The organism is Shewanella sp. 11B5 (assembly GCF_002836795.1).
Classification (GTDB): Bacteria; Pseudomonadota; Gammaproteobacteria; order Enterobacterales; family Shewanellaceae; genus Shewanella; species Shewanella frigidimarina.
Genome location: NZ_PJAP01000599.1, coordinates 1 through 3924, shown reverse-complemented (window position 1 = coordinate 3924; position 3924 = coordinate 1). Strand labels below are relative to the sequence as shown.

At 39.2% G+C, this 3924-nt stretch carries 2 protein-coding genes and 2 pseudogenes; 3 read left to right on the top strand and 1 reads right to left on the bottom strand.

All coding sequences use genetic code 11. The features are described 5' to 3' along the window. Positions 1-323: pseudogene (locus tag CXF78_RS13925) on the top strand (SpoVR family protein); the annotation flags it as partial. Positions 324-438: 115 nt separating this feature from the next. Here CXF78_RS13925 and fadR read toward each other — a convergent pair. After that, complete coding sequence (gene fadR / locus CXF78_RS13920; protein WP_011637209.1) at positions 439-1158, bottom strand: fatty acid metabolism transcriptional regulator FadR; 720 nt, start codon at positions 1156-1158, stop codon at positions 439-441. A 590-nt stretch (positions 1159-1748) separates the two neighbouring features. On the opposite strand from fadR, the pseudogene nhaB reads away from it, so the two are divergent. Together nhaB and dsbB are read left to right on the top strand one after the other, a co-directional pair. Beyond that, positions 1749-3335 (top strand): annotated as a pseudogene (gene nhaB / locus CXF78_RS13915) (sodium/proton antiporter NhaB). A 113-nt stretch (positions 3336-3448) separates the two neighbouring features. Continuing rightward, the gene (dsbB, locus tag CXF78_RS13910; RefSeq protein ID WP_102037135.1) at positions 3449-3886 is read left to right on the top strand and encodes a disulfide bond formation protein DsbB; all 438 of its coding nucleotides are present in this window, start codon (positions 3449-3451) and stop codon (positions 3884-3886) included. Positions 3887-3924 lie beyond the last annotated feature (38 nt).

Below are 3924 nucleotides of genomic sequence, written 5' to 3'. Positions count from 1 at the left end.
CAATATCGGCCATTCATGATGATCAAGGTTACCAGGATATTCGCAACACCCTATCACAACAATATAATCTGTCGAATATCGAGCCCAATATACAAGTACAACAAGTTCAAGTGAACGGTGATAGGTCAATTATCTTACGCTACATACCATTTGACAACATTCCGCTGGCAGACAACCATCAAGAGGTATTAAAGCATTTACATCGGTTATGGGGATTTAATGTCACTTTGGAGCAATTTGATCACTTAGGCATTGTTAGTACCTTGTCAATGTGTCCAGAAACGACACCACAAAGTCTATCTAGTTTACATTCGATGCTGTGAGTATGAGCAATTTTGTTGTAAAAAAACCAATCAATTTGATTGGTTTTTTTAACGTGTAATGAGAGATTTAATGGCTTAAGTTACTATCTCACTATCTCACTATCTCACTATCTCACTATGATTTATCATGACCCATTTCAGCGGGTAAATCATCACGCAATTTTTGCCACATTTTGCCACTTTCAATACCATTTGTACGCATTAACGCTGGTACGTCTGAGTAATTTTTATCCTGAGCCAGTTTCTCTAATTTAAGATAAAAACGCATGGTTAATTCACGAGCTTCTTGGCTAGAAAAATAATATCGACCAACACGATTATAAAGGCCTTTAAAACCATTTAAAATCAACACATACAATGGATTGCCTGACGCAAAAGCTAATGTATGGTGCAACTGGTAATCAAATGTCGCATACGCTTCAGCATCATTTTCTAAACTATGAATACCCGCTAATACTTCAACTACTTTTTCAGGGTTGTGACGGATAGATGCCCGAAAATAAATATTACTGACATTACCACGAGCGGCCATTAACTGGTCGACTAATAATGGAAAACCATCAGGATTCAAGTCTGCAATGGTTTCTAAAATATTTAGCCCAGACGTTTCCCAAAAATTATTCACTTGGGTAGGTTTACCATGTTGAATTTTCAACCAACCATCTCGAGCAAGACGTTGTAATACTTCTCTTAACGTTGTACGTGTAACGCCGATAAGTTCAGACAGCTCACGTTCAGCAGGTAAAATTGATCCCGGTGGGAATTTGTTTTCCCAAATGGAACGAACAATATATTTCTCGGCAAAACTCGCTGGCCCTTTGGCATTGATGATCATCAGCCTTAATATCCTATTGCTAAACAATGGCGAAACTATTGGGACTGATCATACCAGAGCGGTAGAAAATAAAAACCATTGTTTAAACACGACACTCATTACGATTGAATTTCAAACAACTGAAGCAGAGCAAGTAACAATAATTGAATATTAATCACATTACACTACTATAATCATCGACATATCATCACTTTATCTGATAAAACCCTAGCAGTTTAGTATATACTGATGTAATTAAATTGTTAACGCCACGTGTTTTTACTAACAAAAATAACAGCGTTACAATTCAATTTTTTTTACGCTACACTAGCGATGAAAAATAAGAGCCATGCGTAGTTAGTGAGTAAATTATTTAACTAACACATTGTTTGCTATAACAAGATATCTATATTCTACAGAGAGAAATTGGCCAAAATCACTCATTCAATCGAGTTGAATTTAAAACTCAATTAACGAAAAGTTGATACTCATCAAGTTTTCGAATATGAGTTGCCTCTATTCTCCCAAATCTGTTTGAAAATAATGATGTATTGTAAGCTATCCAAAAATGGTACCAATACAGTCACAATAACAATATCGGAGAGGCTGCTATGCAGGCAACCAAAAGTCAGGCGCTATTTGTCAACTTTTTAGGCAATTCACCTAAATGGTACAAATACGCAATTATGGCATTTTTAGTCATTAATCCCCTGCTGTTTTTTTATGTCAGTCCATTTGTCGCTGGATGGGTACTGGTAGTTGAATTTATTTTCACCCTTGCCATGGCACTTAAATGTTATCCACTTCAGCCCGGCGGTTTGCTCGCAATTCAAGCCGTATTTATTGGCATGACATCCCCCTCACAAGTTCTACATGAAATTGAAGCCAACCTGGAAGTATTGTTACTTTTAGTCTTCATGGTCGCCGGTATTTACTTTATGAAACAGTTATTACTGTTTGTATTTACCAAGATGATTACTAAAGTGCGTTCAAAAATCATTGTTTCGTTGATGTTCTGTACAGCGTCGGCATTCTTATCTGCGTTCTTAGATGCGTTAACAGTCATCGCGGTTATCATTGCTGTTGCCGTTGGTTTTTACTCCATTTACCACAAGGTCGCTTCAGGTAAGAGCTTTAACGATGGCCATGACCATACATCTGAAACAACCGAACAGTTAAACAATGAAGAATTAGAAGCATTTCGTGCATTCTTACGTAATTTATTAATGCATTCAGGTATTGGTACCGCTCTTGGTGGTGTCTGTACTATGGTGGGCGAACCACAGAACTTGATCATTGCGGCACAAGCCCACTGGCAGTTTGGTGAGTTTTTCTTACGGATGTCACCGGTGACTATGCCGGTATTGGTTGCAGGAATATTCACTTGTTTTCTTGTCGAAAAATTCAAAGTATTTGGTTATGGCGCGCAATTACCTGGTGCAGTACATAAGATTTTAACCGATTACGCTAATCATGAAGACTCACACTGAACCAACCAAGATAAAATGAAACTGGTTGTACAGGCTCTTATTGGAGTTTGGTTAATTGCAGGTTTAGCACTTCACCTAGCTTCTGTGGGCCTCATTGGTTTATCGGTCATTATTTTAGCAACAGCATTTAATGGCATAACCGACGAACATTCTTTGGGTAAAGCGTTTGAAGAAGCCTTGCCTTTCACTGCGCTTTTAGCGGTATTTTTTGCCATCGTTGGTGTGATCATTGACCAGGAACTGTTTGCTCCAGTGATCCAATGGGCATTAGGTTATGAAGGCAATATGCAGTTAGTGATTTTTTACATCGCTAACGGCTTATTATCTATGGTCAGTGACAACGTGTTTGTGGGCACGGTTTACATTAATGAAGTGAAAGCTGCATTGATGAGTGGCCAAATCACTCGAGATCAATTTGACTTACTTGCTGTGGCAATTAACACCGGTACTAACCTACCTTCTGTGGCTACACCGAATGGACAAGCAGCGTTCTTATTCTTGTTAACCTCAGCCATAGCACCGCTTATTCGCTTGTCATACGGCCGTATGGTATGGATGGCGTTGCCTTATACGATTGTATTATCGATTGTGGGTGTAATGGCCATTGAGTCTGGTTTCTTAGTCGACATGACTGATGTTCTTTATGAAACTCAATTAATAATCCACCACTCTGCCAAAGACATCAGCGGTGCGGTAATGGGTCATTAATTAAATCAGCATATTGGACTTAGTAGATAATTTATCTTAAAGTCGTGATAATCCATCTGAACACCCTCATTTGAGGGTGTTTTTTTTACCAGCACATTTATTAGGAACTGAAATTGTCACAACTACAGCAGTTTTGCCATAATCGTTTTTCTTGGGGTTTATTATTATTATCCGCTATTGGATTAGAGTTGGCAGCCCTCTTCTTTCAATATGGAATGGATCTAGCACCGTGTGTAATGTGCATTTATATTCGTGTTGCTGTACTCGGTATTATTCTGGCAGCGCTGATAGGCATACTACAACCTAAAGTGTGGTTGCTACGATTAGTGGGTATGGCTGGATGGGCTGTATCGGCGGTTTGGGGCTTTAAATTAGCTTATGAGCTAAACCAGATGCAAGTTAATCCTTCACCGTTTGCGACTTGTTCTTTTTACCCCGAATTCCCCAGTTTTATGCCATTAGACACCTGGTTACCTTCAGTCTTCTCGCCAACGGGTATGTGCAGTGACTCACCATGGTCATGGCTGTCTGTCAGCATTGCTGTCTCCTAGACACACCTGCCCCTGCCCAAGACGAGCGTATACGACTA

What these genes read in the sequence shown, in the direction of transcription:
- fadR (WP_011637209.1), bottom strand. Translation starts at nt 1,158, where the DNA reads ATGATCATCAATGCCAAAGGGCCAGCGAGTTTTGCCGAGAAATATATT.